Here is a 19,731-nt window from a genome sequence, read left to right on the forward strand (position 1 = left end):
AAACAAGTGAAGAGCCCATCCTGACGGATGGGCTTTTTGCGTTTTTGTCGTCTGAGAAATCCGTATTAAAGCCCGGCAGGGATCCTTTACCAGACCTTTGTCACGATAGGGCATCCGCAGCACTTAAGCGAAATAAGTATATATCGCTTTGAAATAAAAGGTTTTTTGAACTTTACCTGGCGTCACAACGAGAACGATGAATCGTGCGGAGAGGTTGCCGGCAAAACCACTGAAAGCCGTGACGGCGAATAGCATAGATCTATTTAAACTCAATTATTTATCGAAAACTCATCTACAAAGAATTTATTTTGTGAATAAAATAATTAGCATGAACGTTATATGAAAATAAAAATAGAGATAAACGCGTTTCTGAATATTTAATAGGAATTATATTAAGAATATTACCCGCATAACGCTTAAGTTATTCTAAAGTCATCAGGTTAACAAATAGATACGAAACCCTCTCCCCTGCCAAGCACACAGGCATAACAGCTGGACTTTTTCTGCGAAATGACTTAGTGTCCTTAACACTTTGTTAACTCGATCTGGTTTAAGTTAATTCAAATTTGCTAAAAACATAGGGTGCATTGCCTGTATGGAAGCTAACCCGGTAACGTCTTTTGACGAATAGTGCATGTTACCGGCTGGCAATATGAGAATATAAATGAAACTTCTGATTAACTGGCCTCCTTTGCGCCAACTGATACATTATATCCGGGAGCGTTTTACCTTTCTGGTCCTGCTCTGCTGGCCGGCGATCATCTGGCTGGTTTGCCGGGCGCTTGTCTGGTTAACGGATGGATTAATGGTTCTTCTGGGTAAACCCACCGACCACTCGTTTACCGTGTATCTTCAGCCGCTTATGACGCTAAGTGCGCTGCTGAGAATTTCCGTCAGCTGGGTGCTGCTGCTGTTTATCCTGTTCAGCATGGCGATGGGATTCACCTGGGCTCTGCGGCGCTTTATGAATCGTCATAAATAGCGCCGATGCCGCGACCGGCAGAGCGACATCGGTATTGCTTCAGGCCATTTCCCCGATCGTCTTACGAAAACGCAGTAGGGCGATAGTAAAAAACACGCCACCGATAGCCAGCAGCGTCAGAAACTGCGGCCAGACGATAGAGAAATCAGCGCCTCGATAAAGAATGGCCTGCGCCAGGCTGACAAAGTGGGTCGTCGGCATGGTGAGCATAATATCCTGTACAGCCTGCGGCATACTTTCCCGGGGCGTGGAGCCGCCGGAAAGCATCTGCAGCGGCAAAAGCACCAGAATCATCAGCAGCCCCAGCTGCGGCATGGAACGCGCCACCGTCCCCATAAAAATGCCGATTGAGGTAGTGGCAAACAGGCTCAGGGCCACTCCAAGCATAAAGAGCGGTATCGAGCCTTCTATCGGTACCTGCAGCACGCCCTGAACCATCAGGATCAGGGAGAGTCCGGAAACCACCAGCACCACCAGCCCCATTGACCATATCTTCGCCATCATGATTTCAAACGGCGTGACCGGCATAACCAGCAGGTGCTCCACGGTACCATGTTCCCGCTCGCGTATCAGCGCCGAGCCGGTCAGCACGATCGCCAGCATGGTGATATTGTTGATAATTGCCATGACGGCGCCGAAACGCTCCTGCTCCAGGTTCGGGTTAAAACGCATCCTGACGGCCAGCTCAACCGGCAGCGTACCGTTGTCCCGGTAGCGGGCGACAAAGCTGTTCACCTCGCCGGTGACGATATTCTGGATATAGCTATTGCCGGTAAACGCCTGGCTCATTCGCGTCGCGTCGACGTTAACCTGTAGCTCGGGCTGGCGTCCGGCCAGAACATCGCGCTGGAAATCCGGCGGAATATTGATGGCGAAAGTATAGCGCCCCGCATCCAGTCCGGCGTCCATCTCATCAGCGGTAATCAGCTCCGGCGGCAAAAACCAGGGCCGGTAAAAACCATTGATAATACGCGATGAAAGCTGCGACTTATCCATGTCGGCAATAGCGATGGGCGCCAGATGCAGCGAACCCGGCATAACGGTCGCGGAGGAGTAAACCGAGACGGTAAAAGCAAAGACAATCAACGTCAGCATCGCTTTATCGCCCAGCAGGCTGCGTAGCTCTTTCATTCCCAAATTATAAATATTGCGTAGTCCGCGCATTATCCCTCCTGTTTTTTCAACAGCCACACGCTCAGGCCCAGCACCAGCGGAACCGCGATAAGCAGCGGAATAAAGGATCCCCACAGGTCGGTCAGATTCAGCGCTTTGGAAAACGTTCCTCGCGCGATGGTCAGAAAGTGGCTGGTTGGATAAATCTGGCCAATCCAGCGCCCGGGTCCTTCCAGCGAGGCGACGGGGTCGATCATCCCGGAAAACTGCGTCGCCGGGATAAGCGTAATGATCGCGGTGCCGAAAATCGCCGCAATCTGGCTTTTCATAAAGGTTGAAATCAGCAGGCCAAGTCCGGTGGCGATAGTGACGTAGAGCAGCGCGGCGAGGGTGAGCGTCAGAAAACTCCCTTTGTGCGGTACGCCAAAAACAAAGACCGACAGCGCGCAGAGCAGGAAGAAGTTGAACATCCCCAGCACGATATACGGCACCTGTTTACCCAGCAGAAATTCGCTGCGGGTGGTTGGCGTCACGTACAGATTGATGATTGAACCAAGCTCTTTCTCGCGGACCACGCTGAGCGCGCTGAGCATCGCCGGGATCATCATCAACAGCAGCGGAATCACCGCCGGTACAATCGCCGGCAGGCTCTTCACATCCGGGTTATAGCGATAGCGGGTCTCGATGGAAATCAGTGAGGTATCGCGATTGGGGCTGGCCTGGCGGCCGGCCATCTCCTGCAGCCAGGCCAGATGCATGGCCTGCACATAGCCGCGCACCGTCTCCGCGCGGTTCGGCATCGCGCCGTCCACCCACACGCCAATCTGCACCGGCGTTCCCCGGGCGATATCGCGGCCAAAATTAGGCGGAATTTCAATCGCTACCGCCAGCTCGCCGTTGCGCATTCTTCTGTCCAGTTCGCTATAGCTTTGCAGCGGCGGCTGTTCGATGAAGTAGCGTGAGCCGGCGATATTTTGCGACCAGCCCTGGCTGCTGACGGTCTGGTCGCGGTCGAGCACCGCAAACCGCAGATCTTCGACGTCCATACTGATCCCATAGCCCATAATAAACATCAGGATCACGGTGCCGAGCAGTGCCAGAGTCGATCGCACCGGATCGCGGCGCAGCTCAAGCGCTTCGCGGCGGCTGTAGCTAAACAGGCGCTGCAGGCTGAACGCCTGACGCGGCGCCACGCTTTCGGCTTTATGTTCCATCGCGGGAACCGGTGCAGCCTGCGCATCAGGCGGCTGTGCGGCATCCGCCGCTTCCTGTAGCCAGGCGATAAACGCCTCTTCAAGGCTGGCCGATCCGCGCTGCTCCACCAGCGCCTGCGGCGTATCGCTGGCCAGCACTTTTCCGGCATGCATCAGCGAAATGCGATCGCAGCGTTCCGCTTCATTCATAAAGTGGGTGGAGATAAAAATGGTCACCCGGTCCTGACGCGCAAGATCGACCATCAGCTGCCAGAACATGTCCCGGGCTACCGGATCGACGCCGGAGGTGGGTTCATCAAGGATTAACATTTCCGGGCGGTGGATCACCGCGACCGCCAGCGAGAGGCGCTGGCGGATACCTAGCGGCAGCGAAGCGGGCAGGGTGTCTTCAACCTCTTCCAGCATAAAGCGCTGGCTCATTTCGGCGATCCGCCCCGGGATCTCCGCATCAGGGATGTGGAACAGGCGGGCATGCAGCTCGAGGTTTTGCCGTACGGTCAGTTCGCTATAGAGGGAGAAGGCCTGCGACATATAGCCAACGCGGCGGCGAGTTTCGATATCCCTGGGGTCGACCGGCTGGCCAAACAGCCACGCCTCGCCTTCGCTGGCCGGTAGCAGCCCGGTCAGCATTTTCATGGTTGTTGATTTGCCGCAGCCGTTGGAGCCGAGGAAGCCGAAAATCTCGCCGCGGGCAATGCGAAAGTTGACGTGGTCAACGGCGACAAATTGACCGAAGCGCATCGTTAGCCCACGCGCTTCAATCGCAATTTCGCTTTCATCGGCATTGCGCGGCGGGATGATCACCTCTTTATGCGCCAGGCGCTGGGCTTCGGGAAGCAGGGCGATAAACGCCTGTTCCAGCGTCTGACTCGCCGTGTGCGCTTTAAGCTCATCGGCGCTGCCGGTCGCCAGAACTTCCCCCGCGTTCATGGCCACCAGCCAGTCAAAGCGCTCCGCCTCCTCCATGTAAGCGGTGGCGACCAGGACGCTCATCTCCGGCTGACGCTGGCGGATGCTGTCGATCAGATCCCAAAACTGCGCCCGCGAGAGAGGATCGACGCCGGTGGTGGGTTCATCGAGGATCAGCAGCTGCGGGTCGTGAATGAGCGCGCAGCACAGGCCGAGCTTTTGCTTCATCCCCCCGGAGAGTTTTCCTGCCGGGCGGTCGCGAAACGGCGCCAGGCCGGTACTCTGGAGCAGCTCATTGATGCGGATGTCGCGTTCGGCTTTATCATGGCCGAACAGACGGGCGAAGAAATCGACGTTTTCATAGACCGACAGGGTATGGTAGAGGTTCTTCCCCAGCCCCTGGGGCATCCAGGCGATTTTCGGGCAGACGTCCTGGCGATGACGTACCTCGCTCATATCGCCGCCGAGCACCATAATGTTGCCGTGCTCAATCACGCGCGCGCCGGAGATCAGCGATAGCAGGCTGGACTTGCCCACGCCGTCGGGCCCGATCAGGCCCACCATACGGCGAGCGGGAATGCTCAGCGTAATGTCCTTCAGCGCGACGGTTGCGCCAAAGTGCTGGCTGACGTTTTCCAGGCGGGCGACGGTTTTCATTGCGGCAACCTCACCGTCAGCGCTTCAGGCCACGCCTGCTGGTTATCCAGACGAACCCAGGCCATCCCGGGCAGGCCGGTCTTCACATACTCCAGATGCTCCGCCAGCAGCTCTGGCGGAATACGGGCTTTTACGCGGAACATCAGCTTTAGCCGTTCATCGCTGGTTTCCACCGTTTTAGGCGTAAACTGCGCCACGCTGGCGACAAAACTGATATTGGCGGGGATCACCAGATTCGGCGCGGCATCGAGGATAATTCGCGCTTCGCTGCCCAGCGCCAGCAGACCCGCCTGCTCGGTAGGCAGGAAGAAGGTCATATAGACATCGGATAAATCGACCATATTCAGCACCCGGCCGCCCGCCGCCAGCACCTCTCCCGGTTCGGCGACGCGGTACTGAATGCGGCCATCGCGCGGGGCTTTCAGCTCGCTATCGTCGATATCGGCGATAATCCGCCGTTCGGTCGCCTGGGCGGCCTCGACCCGGGTTTGCGCCTGAATGATGCTGGTGCGCGCCGCCTCAATCGCGGCCCTGGCGGCAGAGACCTGCGCTTTGGCGGATTCCAGCGCCGCCCTGGCGCTTTCTGCCGCCGCCTGGTCGTCATCCAGCTGCTGCGCGGAGACCGCGCCGCGCTGCGAGAGCGTGCTGGAGCGGACGTGACGTTTAGCCGAGGAGTTCAGCTCCGCCTGCCGCTGCTTCACCACCGCTTCCGTAGCGCGCATTTCACTTTGACGCTGGTCGAGCAGGGCTTTCGCGGCGGCAATCGCGCTCTCTGCTTCCTTGATTTGCGCGGCGGCCTCCAGCCGTTGTTCGTTGAGTACCCGGGTGTCCATACGGGCCAACACGTCGCCCTGGCGAACAAACTGCCCCTCTTTGACCAGGATGGTGTCGATACGCCCGGCGGTTTTGGTGGCGATATCGACTTCTGTGGCTTCAATCCTGCCGTTACTGCTGGCAAAGCCCTCAGGAATTCCCGGCGGGCGAAGCATCCACCATGCCGCTGCGGCAATCACCACCGCTAAACCAATAACGTATCCAACCCAACGCCGTTTGATTTTGTCCATACGCGACTCGCTTTGTTCCATAGGCTGAGTGGTGCGCGCTTCTCCTCCGCATGGCGGAGTTTCGTCTCTTCAGGGAAGGGAGAAATCGGGGATAAGGCCGACCGGCGCAGGGAGCCTGCAGCGCTGCTAACCGGTCAGAAAGAGGTGCGATCAATGTGGTCATCATCAGCAATCCTCGCCTTAAATGAAACACGCATATTTATTGCTACCGTCAATGTCATACTAACACCCGCAATGAGTATGTCCATATACAAAGCAGGGTCTTGTTGTCGGGTTAACATAAAAACAGCGAGGAGCGCGATGGAACAATATTACCCATAATGCCTATTGGGGTTAATGCTCCGGATACCGGCGCAGATAATCTTAATCGTTCTTCACTAAATCATCGTACATATAAGCTATTCCTTAGCGCTAATAACCAGAGGATATTATTCCCTGGCGACTGGCGCATTTTTAATCTGGTTGCCCCAAGAGAACTGTTGTATGATCGGCGGCCCTGAAAATACACTCACGCCGGGCGAGCGCTTTATTCAATGAAAGATGAAAGCCAAAAATATATCTCGATTATTTTTAAGGAGTGGTTGCCGCTGTACGACAGCCTGACGCCGGAAGTGAGGGCGGTACTTAAAAATATTGCCGGGCAGCAGGCGGAGGCGTTAGCGACCCGTTTTTATGATTTTATTTTCCAGGACCCGGACATTGCGCGGCACCTTAGCTATGACTTAGTTCAGGAGCGGCTCAGCAGCTCGCTGGCCGGGTGGGTGAAAGATATCCTGATGTGCGATAAGGAAAATCTGCAGGCGCTGGCGGAGCGGCAGTACCTGATCGGCAGCATCCATTCACGCATCGGTATCCCGGCAGAGGCGGTACTGCGCGGCGCGCGCCAGCTGAAAGCCGGGCTGATTGAAAATATCCGCGATAGCCAGCTCGATCGCGAGACCAGCGTTGCCGCCATCTACTACGCCATCATGGCCATTAACATGGCGGTAGAAATGATGTGCCACGCCTATACCCTGTCGCACTATCGGGCAACGAAAAATGAAGAAGCGTACCGCCTGTATAGCCTGATGGATAACGTGCCGCTGGAATATGGCAAACAGCAGGCCTCGCTCTCCGGATGGGAAAATACCGCTATTTTTAATATCGTTAGCGATAATAAAAGCGATATTAACGGAGCGTTATTATCTGATTCTGAATTTGGCCTGTGGTTCCGCCATAAATGCGTGCGTTATTTTAACAAAAATCCGCAAATGCAGGAAATCGCCGACTTAATTAGCAAGGTGGATGCGCTGTTATCCGCCTGGAAATCCTCGACTGAGGGTTCTGAGTATAAAAACACGCAGGCTTTGCTGCAGGGGATCCATATCCATTGCCAGCAGATCGGCAGCCAGATGGGGGTGCTGTTTAGCAGCCTGTCGCAGATGCAAAGCGGTAAGGATACGCTGACCAGCCTGCTTAACCGCCGCTATCTGCCGGTTGTCCTCAAGCATGAAGTGACGCTGGCGATGGAATATGAACTGCCGATGACGGTGGCGATTATCGACATCGACCACTTTAAAGAGATCAATGATAGCTGGGGGCACATGGTCGGCGACCGGGCGATTAAGCACGTTGCGGAGCTGCTCAGCGATAATATTCGATCCAGCGATTATATCTTCCGTTACGGCGGCGAGGAGTTTCTGCTGGTGCTGGTGGAGACCGGCGCCGCGGAAGCCTTTACGATCCTTGAACGGCTGCGTAAAAAAATCAGCCAGCTGGCGTTTAGCGTTGGCGCTGACAATGAGATTTCGATTACCGCCAGCATCGGCTACGCCGTCCACACCGGTCATCCGGATTACAATCTGCTGCTGCGCGATGCCGACAGCGCGCTGTACGTCGCCAAGCGCGATGGGCGCAACTGCGTGAAGCTGCATGAAGGCGACGGCAACTAAGCTGCCGGGTCCTTCCCGGAGGCGGCGCGCTGCGCCTGTCCGGGCTACCTGATCGCAGACGGCAGTAAACCCGTAGCCCCGGCAAGGCGACAGCCGCCACCGGGGAATAAACCGCAGAATATCTTCCGGTCGGGCGCCATCCCGGAGGCGGCGCGCTGAGCCTGTCCCGGCTACCTGACCGCAGACGGCTGTGAACCTGTAGCCCGGGCAAGGCGCCTCAGGCGCCGCCCCCGGGAGAGATGTGGCAGCGGATTTCAGTGCGGAGAGATCGCCGCGCCTCAAAACAGCACCGGCAGCCCCAGGCCGCGTTTTACTTCATGCAGCGTCCGTTGCGTCAGTTCGTGCGCCCGCTCGCTTCCCCGGCGCAGCAGCGCCAGCAGCATGCCTTTATCCTGAATATAGGTCGCCCGGCGTTCGCGTATCGGCGCCAGCAGCTCCTGTAAGCAGGTCTCCAGCGCGTTTTTGCACTGCCTGTCTCCCAGCCCTCCGCGCCGATAGTGGGCTTTCATCTCGGCAACGAAGGTCTTATCAGCATGAAAGGCGTCGAGATAAGTGAATACCACGTTGCCTTCTGTCTGACCCGGGTCGGCGACCCGCAGGTGATTCGGGTCGGTATACATGGCGCTGACCGCACGGTGGATCTCCTCTTCGCTGGCCGAAAGGGTGAGCGTGTTCCCCAGCGATTTCGACATTTTGGCGTTGCCATCAATGCCCGGCAGGCGGCTGACGTCGCTGAGCAGCGCTTTGCAGTGCCGTAAGATCGGCGTCGTCGTCAGGCTATTCATTTTGTGCACGATCTCATTGGTCTGTTCAATCATCGGTAGCTGATCGTCGCCAACCGGCACCAGTTCGGCCTTAAAGGCGGTGATATCTGCGGCCTGGCTTATGGGATAGGCTAAAAATCCCACCGGCAGCGAGCGGGAAAATCCCTTCTGGGCGATTTCATTTTTCACCGTCGGATTGCGTTCAACCCGGGCGACGGTGACGATATTCATATACAGCGCGCTGAGTTCGGCCAGCGCCGGCAGGGCGGATTGCAGGCAAATGGTGGTCTTCTGCGGATCGATGCCGACGGCGAGATAATCGGCCATCACCTCAAGGATATTGCTGCTGATTTTTTGCGGGTTGCTGCCGTTGTCGGTCAGGCCCTGCAGGTCCGCAACGAGGATAAACTGCTGGTGGTCGTGCTGGAGCAGCACGCGCTGGCGCAGGGAACCGACGTAGTGGCCGAGGTGCAACTGGCCGGTAGGACGGTCGCCGGTCAGGATCGTTTGGCTGGTGTTCATAAGTGACTCCTTAGGATGCTATCAGGCCGAAGGGCGACACTCAGAAACAACAAAGCCGCCTTCCGGCGGCTTTGAATAGAGGAAACGTCAAATCTTGCCGCCTGTTATGCAGACAGCCACCAACGGCGGAGGTGAGAGATGACAACGTTTCTGTTCATCTTTTTATCCTGCCACGAAAAGCCGCGGCAGTAAAAGCCCTTTTTTATTCAGCGATAAACCGGCAGCAGGTTAAAGCTGGATAAAATATGAATTATTGCGTTGGCGCCGCCGAAGCACAAAATCAGGACAATCATGGCATTGCCACCCCAGACCCGATAGTTCGGGCTGCCGAAACGCCTGCGCGAGGCGCGCGCCAGCAGGGCGGGGACGATAGCGGCCCAGACGGTGGCGGCGAGACCGGCGAAACCAATGGCGTAGATAAAACCGTTAGGCCACAGCAGCCCGCCGGCGATCGGCGGCAGAAAGGTCACCAGCGCGGTTTTAAACCGCCCCAGCCGACTATCGTCAAACTTAAACAGATCCGCCAGATAATCAAACAGGCCAAGAGTCACGCCCAGGAACGAGCTGGCGACGGCGAAGTTGGAAAAGACCGTCAGCAGTAAGTCCAGGGTCGAACTGTTCAGCAGGCCGCTTAAGGTCTGCACCAGCACGTCGATGTTGCCGCCTTTTTCGGCGATAGCGATAAACGCCGGGCGCGGAATATTGCCCATTGTGCCGACCAGCCAGATGATATACAGCACCAGCGCCATCAGCGTGCCGAGCAGCAGGCAGCGGCGAATGATAAGCGGATCTTTACCGTAGTACTTCATCAGGCTGGGGACGTTGCCGTGATAGCCAAAGGAGGCCAGGCAGAACGGCAGCGTCATCAGGACGTAGGGCAGATAGGACGCATTGACCTCCGCGCGGTTAAACAGAATTGCGGGCTCCACGTGCCACATCAGGCCGCCGAAGGTCATAAAGAAGGTGAGGATTTTGGCGCCCAGCACGATAGTCGTCATCCGGCTTACCGCTTTCGTACTTAGCCAGACGATAAAGGCGACCACCAGCGCGAACGCCAGCCCGCCCAGGCGTGCGGGAACCGCGAGGTTCATCTGCGCAAAAGTATGCTGAATAACTGAACCGCTGGCGGAAATATAGGCGTAGGTCAGGATATATAAAACAAAGGCGACGGTCAGGCCGTTAATAATATTCCAGCCGTTTCCCAGTAAATCCTTCGTAATCGTGTCGAAGCTGGCGCCAATATGATAATTGAGATTGGCTTCGAGGATCATTAACCCGGAATGCAGCATGCAAAACCAGGTAAAAATGAGCGCCAGCAGCGACCAGAAAAACCAGGCGCCGGACATCACCACCGGTAAAGAAAACATGCCTGCGCCAATAATCGTGCCGCCGATAATCATCGCTCCGCCAATCAGCGATGGCGTATTTGTTGAGACCGCTTTTGAGACTGATAGTGTAGCCATAAGGTGCATTCCTCACGTGGCTATAATTATTATACCCGTCATACTTCAAGCTGCAGATGTGTTGGCTGCGTTCACTCACCCCAGTCACTTACCTCAGTAAGCTCCTGGGGGTTAATGAGAGGCTCCTGCCTCTCACCGGAGGCCAGCCTTCGGCTGGTCAAATTCGTTCCCGACGAATTTGTCACTCTCTTGCCGCCTTTCTGCAACTCGAATTATTTAGGGTACAGATAACGGCTGCGGGAAAACGGCTACCCGGCGCAACCCGAATGATTGAGCTTAAAGAGATGGAATTAAATTAATGGCGCTCTCATTGCGAGAGCGCCGTGATGCGGTTTATTTCACCGGTTTCAGTCTGGCGACGAAGTGGCGCAGTACCGGCGGTTCATAGGTGAAGGTCAGGCCCTTAATCGTGGCGGCGCGCGCCTTAACGGCGATCAGCGCATCAGCGATATAGTCCATATGATCGTTGGTATAAACCCGGCGCGGAATGGTCAGGCGCAGCAGCTCCATCGGCGACGCCTTCTGTTTGCCGGTTTGCGGGTCGCGGCCCAGCAGCAGGGAGCCGATTTCCACGCTGCGGATTCCCGCTTCCAGATACAGCTCATTGTTTAGCGCGTGCGCCGGGAACTGCTCCGGTGGGATATGCGGCAGCAGCAGCTTAGCATCGACGAACACCGCATGGCCGCCGGTCGGATACTGAATCGGAATGCCGCCTTCGCGCAGGCGTTCGCCGAGGTATTCCACCTGATTGATGCGATAAGCGAGGTAATCCTCGTTGGTCCCTTCTTCCAGGCCGATAGCCAACGCCTCCATATCGCGCCCCGCCAGGCCGCCGTAGGTGACAAAGCCCTCCATCGGCACGCAGCGGATGCGCACTTCGTTGAACAGATCTTCGTCATCGCGGAAGCAGCACAGGCCGCCGATATTCACCATCGGGTCTTTCTTGGCGGACATGGTCAGCATATCGCCGTACTGGTACATCTCAAGAATAATCTCTTTCACCGATTTATCGGCGTAGCCCTCTTCGCGCTGTTTAATAAACCAGGCGTTTTCGCAGAAGCGGGCGGAGTCGATCACCACCGGAATATTATTCTGGCGGGCAATCTGATACACCTCGCGCATATTCGCCAGCGATACCGGCTGGCCGCCGGAGCTGTTACAGGTGACGGTGGTAATAATCGCCGCCACGTTTTCCGCGCCGTGTTCGGCGATGGTCGCTTTCAGCAAATCAATATCAAAGTTGCCTTTCCAGTCGTACCACGAGGTGGTATCGAAGGCTTTCGGCGTCACCACGTTAATGGCTTTTGCGCCGTTGAGCTCCACGTGCGCGGCGGTGGTATCGAAGTGGAAGTTGGAAATAAACACCGGATGCGCCGACTTGCGGCGAGCAATCAGGCTCGGGAACAGAATCTGCTCCGCGCCGCGCCCCTGATGGGTGGGAATGGTATACGGATAGCCGATAATCTCTTTGACCTTTTCGCACAGATGCTGATAGTTACGCGACCCGGCGTAGGCTTCGTCGCCCATCATCAGCCCGGCCCACTGATGGTCGCTCATCGCGCCGGTTCCGGAGTCGGTCAGCAGGTCGATATACACGTCCTGGCTATTGAGCAAAAACGGGTTATAGCCCGCCTCTTCCAGCGCTTTGACGCGATCGTCAAAGGTAGTCATGCGAATGTTTTCGACCATTTTAATACGGAACGGCTCAGGGATACGTTTCATTTATTTTCTCCATGGGGATGCTGTGCCGCGTTTGGCTATTTGGCGACAAATAAAAAGCGCAACAAATAGCGACTAAACGCAGTGCTGAATTAATTTTTTTAGGGAGTAAACAGCAGCGGAGAATTAACGAGGGAAGTCGTTGGAGATGCGGTGATCTAAATTATACCAGTCGTCCAGGCCGCCCTGGGCAATGAGGCGATAAATCGATTTTTGCGTCATGACATCGTCCTCTGTGGGTGAAGGGATGCCATAAAAATAAGGTAAAATGAGAAAATAACCACGATTAAAATCACAAAAAATAATTTATCGATAAGCGGAGTATAAAAATTTGACGCTCGTCGTCTTTTTAGCGTTATTGATTAGCAGGCGATGGTTTTTGTTTTTTTATTACGCCAATAACGGCTTATTGAGTGAGGTTATTAGCGCCTTCACCGCAATCAATGAAGGCGCAGGCGGGACTTACATGCTGGAGAAGACGTTCATAATGATGCCGCCGGAGATGATCAGCACCATGGCGAGAATAGCCGGGATATCCGGTTTTTGCTTATAGAGGATCATTGAGCAAATAGTGACGCCGACGATACCAAAGCCGCACCACAGCGAGTAGGCGACGCCGACCGGAATGGTGCTCATCGCGCGGGTGAGGGCGAAGTAGCACAGGCCGTAGGCGCAGACCACCAGCACCGACGGCGCCAGCTTGCTGAAGCCGTTGGTCTTTTTGATCATCGATGTGCCGGTGATTTCGGAGCCGATAGACAGCGCCAGCCATAAAAATCCGAGGTTAAACATAAGCGGTTCCTTTTCTGTTAGTTGGCGACTTTTTTGTCCAGAGATGCAGCGGCCGGCTGCGCGGGCGCTTCCTCGCTCTCTTCGCTACCCATTTTGGAAAACAGGTTCATGATCACGATCCCGCTGGCGATAACCGCCATACCGATAATGGCGGCGGTGTCCGGGTGCTGACCGTAAAACGCCATTCCCAGGGTCGACACCACGAGGATGCCGGTACCGGACCAGGTGGCGTAGGCCAGACCGACGGGAATATCCTTCACCGCGCGGGACAGCGAGTAGTAGCAGGTGCAGTACAGCAGCACCAGCAGCCCGAGCAGCAGCATTTTGCTCATCCCTTCACTGCTGCCGAACATTTTGAGGGTGGAGGTGGCTGAGGTTTCGGAAACGATAACCAGCAGCATCCATAGCCAACACTTTGTTTTTGAAGACATAAGTTAAACTCCGGGTTTACTATTTAAGGTAAGGTTCTTTTTTTCTGTTTTTTAAAAAATCGATAGCGGCATCGGTCAACTGCGCTTCAGGAGCACAGGCCAGCGCCGGATTATTCACCACGTCTGTGACAGTGAGATAACGCCGCGGGCCGCTCGCCGACGGCGCCGCCGCTTCGCGACCCGACGCCAGCTTCTCCAGCAATTCGTTCATGGTGCACAGCGCGATGCCGCATTCGGCCAGGCGGGCCAGCGTGGCCTGCATATGTCCGGCGTAAGCGCTATCAGGCTGCGCCCCGCGCAGCTGGTTAAGCTCGCTGGCGGGATCGCAGTGATAGCGCAGCGCCAGCACCGGCAGGCCGCTCAGCAGGGCATCGTGCACGCGGCGGGCAACCGGACCGTGCAGGGAACCCTTCACCAGATCCGCCGCCAGCGGGTAGTCGAGAAACGGCAGCAGCAGCGCCTTATACGAGACCGAAGGCAGCTCCTGTTGCCAGTCGGCCGCTGGCAGCGTTTTACCGATAGCCCGCCACTGCTCGCCGTCGTCAATCCCGCTATCCAGCGCCAGGTGCAGGCTCTCGCCGCAGCCGGCCAGCCGCTGGCGAATAGCGTGCCGGTAGCCCGCCGCGGCGGTCACCATCACCAGTACCGGCGGCCGCAGACGCTGGATAATGCGTTCAACCAGGTCTTCCATCTGTTGGTCGGTCATGGCGAGCCTCCGTTAGCCGATGAGCGTGACCTGCGCGCCGTTTTTCAAGCCGGCGGCGTTGGCCTCTTCGGTATCAATATGAAACTCCAGCGCGAAGTCTTCGCGTACCCGCACCACCACTTCATCAAAGGTCAGCTGGCGTTCGCCGTCGCTGCGGACGCTAACCTTCTGGCCGTTGGCGACGTTCAGCTGGCGGGCATCCTGCGGCGACATATGGATATGCCGCCAGGCGCAGATCACCTGCGATCGCAGTTCAACGTGGCCTGCCGGGCCGATCAGCAGCGCGCTGCCCGCGTTCTCCAGCTGGCCGGATTCGCGAACCGGCGCTTTGATGCCGAGGGTAAAGCAGTCGGCGCGGGAGATTTCCAGCTGCGATACCGGGCGGGTTGGGCCGAGGACGCGCACCTGGGTGAGCGAGCCCTTCGGACCGACCACGGTGACGCACTCCTGGGCCGCGAACTGCCCCGGCTGGCGCAGCGGCTTAAAGGGCGTCAGGACGTAGCCCTTGCCAAACAGCGCTTCGACGTCCTGCTGCGCCAGATGGACGTGGCGGTTAGAGATGCCGACCGGAATAGCCGGAGCAACGTGGCTCAGGCGGGCGGCGATTTTTTCATGGAGCAGGGTGTCGATCATGCCTTCTTCCCTTTCCTCATCGCCGCGTTTTTATCTTCCGTCGGCGCAGGCGCGGCGGCGGGTTCAGTGGGTTCCCTTGTTTCTACAGCGGCGGGCGCGACGGCTTCAGCCTCAAGCGGCGCGGCAGCTTCCGCGCGCGGCGGACGGCCTTTCAGGGTGCTGAGGGCGTCCACGACGCTGCGCTCCGGACGGGCGATCGTCAGGGATTTGACCTGCGGGTCGATGAGCGCGGCGACGGCCACGCCGCGTTCGATAGCGGTGTGAATCGCGCTGATCTCCCCTTCAAAGCAGACGCTCACCAGCCCCGAACCGACTTTGCGGTAGCCAATGCAGGACACGCCTGCGCTTTTGCAGGCGGCATCCACGGCCTGAACGGCGGCAACTAACCCTCGCGTTTCAATTACGCCTAAACTTTTCATTGTCGGCTCCTGTTAATGGCGGACTAAGCGAATATCAAAATCAAACTGCGTGAAGAACGTTTCCAGCCGGTCTAACTCCTCGGCGGAATAAGTTGGGTCTCGGGTAATGGGGTAAGGCATATCGAGGCGCTCATATTTTTTGCGCCCCAGCTGGTGGTACGGCAGCATATCGATGCGGCGGATATTTCCGCGCTTCGCCAGCTTTTGTACGTAATCAATGGCCCCGGTAATGGCATCGAACGAGTCGTTATAGCCGCGAACCAGCGGCATGCGGATAATGACGTTAGCGCCGGAATCCACCAGCCACTCCAGGTTGCGGCGAATGCCTTCGTTACCGATGCCAAATAATGCTTTATGGTGCTCGCTGTTAATTTGCTTAATATCGAATAAGAAGGTGTCGGTCACCGGCGCCAGCTTTTGATAATTGGCCAGCGGCGTGGTGCCCTGCGTTTCCACGGCGGTATTGAGCATCATCTTTTTGCATTCGCTAAAGAGCGCGACGGCAAAATCGGTCTGCAGGCTCATTTCCCCGCCGCCGATGGTGACGCCGCCGCCGGAGGAGATATAAAAGTCGTAGTCCTGCATGATGATCTCCATCAGTTCGCTGACGGTGACATCTTTGCCCATAATATCCAGCGCGTTCTGGGTGCAGATCTCTTCGCACTTGCGGCAGCCGATACAGTCTTTATTGCGGTTGACGAAATGCTTCATTTCGCCGTTTTCTTCCGCCCGATAATGAATTCCCGCCGGGCAGACGTTGACGCAGTCGCCGCAGTTAATGCATTTATCCTGTGAGAACATCACCTGAAACTGGCTATTCAGCCCTTCCGGGTTAGCGCACCACGGGCAGCGAATATTGCAGCCTTTGAAAAAAACCAGCGTGCGGATCCCATCGCCGTCATAGATCGAATATTTCTGAATATTGAATATTCGCCCGGTTAATTCTTGTTTTGCGCTCACACATACCTCCAGAAAAACGATCGGGACATCCATGTCCAAAAACGTCCGTGTCTTTATCAGAACTTCTCGATGACCGTACGGCTGATAATCTCGTCCTGAACTTCTTTGCACAGCTCAACGAAGTAGGCGCTGTAGCCCGCGACGCGGACGATCAGGTCGCGGTATTTTTCCGGCTCCTGCTGGGCTTTTTTCAGCACTTCGTTATCGACATAGCTGAACTGCATCTGGCCGTTGCCGAGAATCGACGCGGTGCGCAGCAGGGTAATCAGGCCGTGACGACCTTCCGGGGTATCCAGCAGCCCTTTGAGGAACTTGAAGTTGTGCACCATGCCGATGTTCATGGTTTCGACGTTCATCTTGCTCACCGACTTGATGATCGCCGTCGGACCCTGCTTATCCGCGCCCTGAGTCGGGCTGATACCGTCGGAGAGCGGCATCCACGCCAGGCGACCGTTCGGCGTGGCGTTGGTCAGCTCGCCGATCGGCGTATTGTTGGAGATGGACAGGGTGCCGTGGCTCAGGGTGGAGTAGAGCATCTTGTACTTACGGCACTCGCGCTCGGTCCACTCGGTGATATCCAGCGCATACTGATCGACGTAGTTATCGTCGTTGCCGTATTTCGGCGCGTTGAGGCAGTCGCGGCGCAGGCCTTCAAAGCCTTCAAAGTTCGCCAGCAGCGCGTCGCGTACCTGCTCGAGGGTGTATTTCTTCTCTTCAAACACCAGCTTACGAATCGCCGCCATGGAGTCGACGTAGGTCGCCAGACCGGAGAAGATCAGCCCCGGGCCGTGGTTGATCATCGCGCCGCCAGCGGCAACGTCTTTGCCTTTTTCCATGCAGCCTTCCACCAGCAGCGACATCAGCGGCTTCGGCGCCACGTCGCGGTGCACGCGCTGGCTGATGACCGTCCCGATCGCCGACAGGCGTACGATATGGGCGATCTGTTTTTTCACCGCCGCGTCGAAATCCTCGAAGGTGTGCAGGTCGCGCAGGTCGCCGGTATCCAGCCCCTGATAGCTGTCAAACAGCACCATCCGACCGCGGTTTAAAACGAACTCAATGGCGATGGGCCACTGGGTGTAGCCGGTGGAGGTCCACTGATAGATGCGGCCGGATTTCTGCGGCTCGACGCAGCCCATCAGGCAGTAGTCGCGGGCGTCTTCGAAATCGAAGCCTTTACGCAGCATCATCTTGATATGGGAGTCGTCGAAATGGCAGGCCGGGAAGCCCATCCCTGCTTTGACGACGTCGACGATTTTTTCCATATACTTCTGCGGCGACTGGTTGTGAATACGGCAGGCCAGCGACGGCTGGTAAACCTTCACGAAGCGCACGGCGTCCATGATCAGGTAGGTCAGGTCGTTACAGGCATCGCCGCCGGAGCGCTTCTGACCGCCGACGGTCAGGTTGATAAACGGCTGATAGCCGGCGAAATATTTCGCCCCCAGCTCGCTGGACATCCACATCAGCTCGGCGCATTTGATGATAAACGCCTGCAGCAGCTCCAGCGCGGTGTCGTGAGTCAGGCGGCCTTCGCGGATATCGGCTTCAAACATCGGGTAGCAGTACTGGTCTACGCGTCCCAGGGACAGTCCGGTCTGGTTCTCTTCAATTTCAAACAGCGACTCCACGGTCCAGATGCTCTGCAGCGCTTCCTGCAGGGTTTTCGGCGGATTTGCCGGCACGTTCTGGTTCACCTCGGCGATGGTCAGCAGCTCGGCGCGACGCTGGGCGTTCTGCTCAATCGCGGCCAGTTCGCGGGCGCGGGCGGCGATGCGGTGCGCGTAGTTAATCACCCCTTCGCAGGTTTCAATGGCCGCCTTGTAGTAGTAAATACGGTCGATATCTTCCGGGTTTTCCATACTCAGGCTGGCAAGGTGCGCCTCGGCGTCGGCTTTAATGCCGTTCATCCCTTTGGTAAACAGCAGCACGTCGTAGCCCGGGCAGGTGTCGCCGCCGCCGTTGATCTGGTGGTAGGAGAGGTCGCTGACGAAGGTCTCGCCGCTGAACGCCCACACCCCCGCTTCGCGGTACTGGGCTTCGCAGATTTCATCCAGCGAGCGGCCTTCCCAGAACGGCACGATCTCTTCGCGGATGGTTTTTTTATCTGCTTCGCTGATCTCAAACGGATCCTGCGGACGGGTGCTCATGGTATCGAGTTCGTCGCGCACCCAGCGCCAGGCGATATCCGGCGAGAAGGCGCCCGCGCGCGGCTTGCCGCACGGATGACCGACGATCAGCTCATCGTCCTGAATCAGAATCGGCGCGGTTTCGCAGGCGTGGCGGAAGGCTTTGGCGCGCAGCAGAATCGTCGGCATGCCGGGGTTGGCTTTGACCACTTCGGTAAAGGCCAGCGCGCGGTAGATAGAGACGCTCGGGCGCACGGTCAGGTAGTGGTTACGCAGGCGCTGCATGCGCGGGGTCAGCCCTTCTGCTGCCGGCGTCTCGCCGGCGGCGGCAAACGGGGCGGCGGAAACGTGCTGGACGCCCTTGAACAAACGCACCGGCAGATGCAGGGCGCTCAGGTTGTGCTGCGCGCTGTGGAACATGTCGGAGAGTTCGTTAATGCGCGCGTTTTCAAGGCTTGCGCCGTGCAGCAGGGCGTCGAACATCGGATAACCGTCGATCGCGCAGGCGGCGCGCACTTCGCACAGCTCCGCCAGCTTGAACCACAGCGATTCGACGATTTCATACGCCTGCTGCGGGGAGAGCGCGCCGTTGTTGATATCGTGCTGGTAGTAAGGCAGCAGGGCTTTGTCGGCGCCTTCCGGGTTGACGGCGTAGCTGCCGTTATCGAGCTGGAGCGCCAGCTGGAACAGATAAAAGGCCTGGCACGCCTCTTTGAAGCTGCGCGCCGGATGCGCCGGAACGTGGTGCAGAATGGCGGCGCTGTCCAGCAGTTCCGCCCGGCGGTAAGCGTTGGTTTCCGCGGCGGCCAGCTGTTCCGCGCTGTTGGCCAGGTTTTGCGCCAGCGCCAGCAGGGCATCGCAGGCGTAGATGGCCGCGCGGCAGCCGTTGACTTCGTCCATGCCGCTGCGGCTGACGGCGCTGCCCAGCGCGCGGGTTTTCTCTTCCAGCTGATGTTTTATCGCCAGTACGCCTTTTTCGACCACCAGCTTGTAATCCGGGGAGTCGAGATCGCTATTCAGGTTGAGGAACTGGAACGCGGACGGGCGACGGACGGCGCTCTCGTCGTGGAAAATCGCCCCGTGCGGTTTGCGGGTCTGGTTGCCGACGATCAGCTCGTCGGCGCTGATGCACAGCGGCAGCTGGCGCATCAGTTCATAGAAGCGGCGCGCCGGTTTGACGGCGGCGGGAACCCCGGCGATATCGCCATCAAGGGCGTTGAGCGTGGTGGCATGTTCGGTGCACAGGGTGCTTTTTTGTGAGAGTAAACGTTCTGCCAACACTTTGACGCGCGGCGTTAAGCTGTAGTGTGCCATAGGTAAGGT

General features: G+C 57.3%; 16 protein-coding genes. 2 read left to right on the plus strand and 14 right to left on the minus strand.

From position 1 onward, the window contains the following. Window positions 1-664: 664 nt before the first annotated feature. Window positions 665-982: a hypothetical protein gene (locus tag ABLU87_RS02410; protein WP_014837296.1), complete on the plus strand. Its 318-nt coding sequence runs from the start codon at window positions 665-667 to the stop codon at window positions 980-982. Window positions 983-1,021: 39 nt separating this feature from the next. On the opposite strand, the gene ABLU87_RS02415 is transcribed toward ABLU87_RS02410, so the two are convergent. The 3 genes from ABLU87_RS02415 to ABLU87_RS02425 are packed head-to-tail and all read right to left on the minus strand — an operon-like array spanning window position 1,022 to window position 5,939. Next, complete coding sequence (locus ABLU87_RS02415; protein WP_032719924.1) at window positions 1,022-2,146, minus strand: ABC transporter permease; 1,125 nt, start codon at window positions 2,144-2,146, stop codon at window positions 1,022-1,024. Next, window positions 2,146-4,875 carry a ribosome-associated ATPase/putative transporter RbbA gene (gene rbbA / locus ABLU87_RS02420; RefSeq protein WP_025108467.1) on the minus strand — a complete coding sequence of 910 codons (2,730 nt, stop codon included), beginning with the start codon at window positions 4,873-4,875 and terminating at the stop codon, window positions 2,146-2,148. The genes ABLU87_RS02415 and rbbA overlap by 1 nt, the downstream gene beginning before the upstream one ends. After that, entirely contained in the window at window positions 4,872-5,939 is a 1,068-nt protein-coding gene (locus ABLU87_RS02425; protein ID WP_004098195.1) for an HlyD family efflux transporter periplasmic adaptor subunit, read from the minus strand. Before ABLU87_RS02425 ends, rbbA begins: the two co-directional genes overlap by 4 nt. A 533-nt stretch (window positions 5,940-6,472) precedes the next feature. Here ABLU87_RS02425 and ABLU87_RS02430 point away from each other — a divergent pair. Further along, the gene (locus tag ABLU87_RS02430) at window positions 6,473-7,870 is read left to right on the plus strand and encodes a diguanylate cyclase (RefSeq protein WP_048262575.1); all 1,398 of its coding nucleotides are present in this window, start codon (window positions 6,473-6,475) and stop codon (window positions 7,868-7,870) included. 278 nt (window positions 7,871-8,148) lie between these two features. Here ABLU87_RS02430 and trpS read toward each other — a convergent pair whose 3' ends face one another. From trpS to cutC, 11 genes are all read right to left on the minus strand, one after another. Next, window positions 8,149-9,156: a tryptophan--tRNA ligase gene (gene trpS, locus ABLU87_RS02435; protein WP_014227742.1), complete on the minus strand. Its 1,008-nt coding sequence runs from the start codon at window positions 9,154-9,156 to the stop codon at window positions 8,149-8,151. A gap of 206 nt (window positions 9,157-9,362) precedes the next feature. Beyond that, on the minus strand, window positions 9,363-10,619 hold the full coding sequence (gene mtr / locus ABLU87_RS02440) for a tryptophan permease (protein ID WP_025108468.1): 1,257 nt from the start codon (window positions 10,617-10,619) through the stop codon (window positions 9,363-9,365). A 333-nt stretch (window positions 10,620-10,952) separates the two neighbouring features. After that, on the minus strand, window positions 10,953-12,341 hold the full coding sequence (gene tnaA / locus ABLU87_RS02445) for a tryptophanase (protein WP_004128455.1): 1,389 nt from the start codon (window positions 12,339-12,341) through the stop codon (window positions 10,953-10,955). Window positions 12,342-12,464: 123 nt separating this feature from the next. After that, window positions 12,465-12,560, minus strand: a complete 96-nt coding sequence (gene tnaC / locus ABLU87_RS02450; protein ID WP_004098218.1) for a tryptophanase leader peptide — start codon at window positions 12,558-12,560, stop codon at window positions 12,465-12,467. 240 nt (window positions 12,561-12,800) lie between these two features. Further along, the gene (locus ABLU87_RS02455; protein ID WP_004108688.1) at window positions 12,801-13,130 is read right to left on the minus strand and encodes a multidrug efflux SMR transporter; all 330 of its coding nucleotides are present in this window, start codon (window positions 13,128-13,130) and stop codon (window positions 12,801-12,803) included. Between the two features lie 17 nt (window positions 13,131-13,147). Beyond that, window positions 13,148-13,561: a multidrug efflux SMR transporter gene (locus ABLU87_RS02460; protein ID WP_014227744.1), complete on the minus strand. Its 414-nt coding sequence runs from the start codon at window positions 13,559-13,561 to the stop codon at window positions 13,148-13,150. Window positions 13,562-13,580: 19 nt separating this feature from the next. Continuing rightward, the gene (locus tag ABLU87_RS02465; protein WP_049078876.1) at window positions 13,581-14,267 is read right to left on the minus strand and encodes a hypothetical protein; all 687 of its coding nucleotides are present in this window, start codon (window positions 14,265-14,267) and stop codon (window positions 13,581-13,583) included. 12 nt (window positions 14,268-14,279) lie between these two features. Further along, complete coding sequence (locus ABLU87_RS02470; RefSeq protein WP_014837302.1) at window positions 14,280-14,900, minus strand: phosphate propanoyltransferase; 621 nt, start codon at window positions 14,898-14,900, stop codon at window positions 14,280-14,282. Next, window positions 14,897-15,319 carry a BMC domain-containing protein gene (locus tag ABLU87_RS02475; RefSeq protein WP_004098223.1) on the minus strand — a complete coding sequence of 141 codons (423 nt, stop codon included), beginning with the start codon at window positions 15,317-15,319 and terminating at the stop codon, window positions 14,897-14,899. Before ABLU87_RS02475 ends, ABLU87_RS02470 begins: the two co-directional genes overlap by 4 nt. A 12-nt stretch (window positions 15,320-15,331) precedes the next feature. Then, complete coding sequence (gene cutD, locus ABLU87_RS02480; protein ID WP_014227748.1) at window positions 15,332-16,279, minus strand: choline TMA-lyase-activating enzyme; 948 nt, start codon at window positions 16,277-16,279, stop codon at window positions 15,332-15,334. A 56-nt stretch (window positions 16,280-16,335) separates the two neighbouring features. Then, complete coding sequence (gene cutC, locus ABLU87_RS02485; RefSeq protein ID WP_122117593.1) at window positions 16,336-19,722, minus strand: choline trimethylamine-lyase; 3,387 nt, start codon at window positions 19,720-19,722, stop codon at window positions 16,336-16,338. Between the last annotated feature and the right edge of the window lie 9 nt (window positions 19,723-19,731).

Source organism: Klebsiella sp. CB_Kp196 (assembly GCF_040061575.1).
Lineage (GTDB): Bacteria > Pseudomonadota > Gammaproteobacteria > Enterobacterales > Enterobacteriaceae > Klebsiella > Klebsiella michiganensis.

Coding starts and splice junctions, on each gene's coding strand:
- ABLU87_RS02410 (WP_014837296.1), top strand. CDS start 665: ATGAAACTTCTGATTAACTGGCCTCCTTTGCGCCAACTGATACATTAT.
- ABLU87_RS02415 (WP_032719924.1), bottom strand. CDS start 2,146: ATGCGCGGACTACGCAATATTTATAATTTGGGAATGAAAGAGCTACGC.
- rbbA (WP_025108467.1), bottom strand. CDS start 4,875: ATGAAAACCGTCGCCCGCCTGGAAAACGTCAGCCAGCACTTTGGCGCA.
- ABLU87_RS02425 (WP_004098195.1), bottom strand. CDS start 5,939: ATGGACAAAATCAAACGGCGTTGGGTTGGATACGTTATTGGTTTAGCG.
- ABLU87_RS02430 (WP_048262575.1), top strand. CDS start 6,473: ATGAAAGATGAAAGCCAAAAATATATCTCGATTATTTTTAAGGAGTGG.
- trpS (WP_014227742.1), bottom strand. CDS start 9,156: ATGAACACCAGCCAAACGATCCTGACCGGCGACCGTCCTACCGGCCAG.
- mtr (WP_025108468.1), bottom strand. CDS start 10,619: ATGGCTACACTATCAGTCTCAAAAGCGGTCTCAACAAATACGCCATCG.
- tnaA (WP_004128455.1), bottom strand. CDS start 12,341: ATGAAACGTATCCCTGAGCCGTTCCGTATTAAAATGGTCGAAAACATT.
- tnaC (WP_004098218.1), bottom strand. CDS start 12,560: ATGACGCAAAAATCGATTTATCGCCTCATTGCCCAGGGCGGCCTGGAC.
- ABLU87_RS02455 (WP_004108688.1), bottom strand. CDS start 13,130: ATGTTTAACCTCGGATTTTTATGGCTGGCGCTGTCTATCGGCTCCGAA.
- ABLU87_RS02460 (WP_014227744.1), bottom strand. CDS start 13,561: ATGTCTTCAAAAACAAAGTGTTGGCTATGGATGCTGCTGGTTATCGTT.
- ABLU87_RS02465 (WP_049078876.1), bottom strand. CDS start 14,267: ATGACCGACCAACAGATGGAAGACCTGGTTGAACGCATTATCCAGCGT.
- ABLU87_RS02470 (WP_014837302.1), bottom strand. CDS start 14,900: ATGATCGACACCCTGCTCCATGAAAAAATCGCCGCCCGCCTGAGCCAC.
- ABLU87_RS02475 (WP_004098223.1), bottom strand. CDS start 15,319: ATGAAAAGTTTAGGCGTAATTGAAACGCGAGGGTTAGTTGCCGCCGTT.
- cutC (WP_122117593.1), bottom strand. CDS start 19,722: ATGGCACACTACAGCTTAACGCCGCGCGTCAAAGTGTTGGCAGAACGT.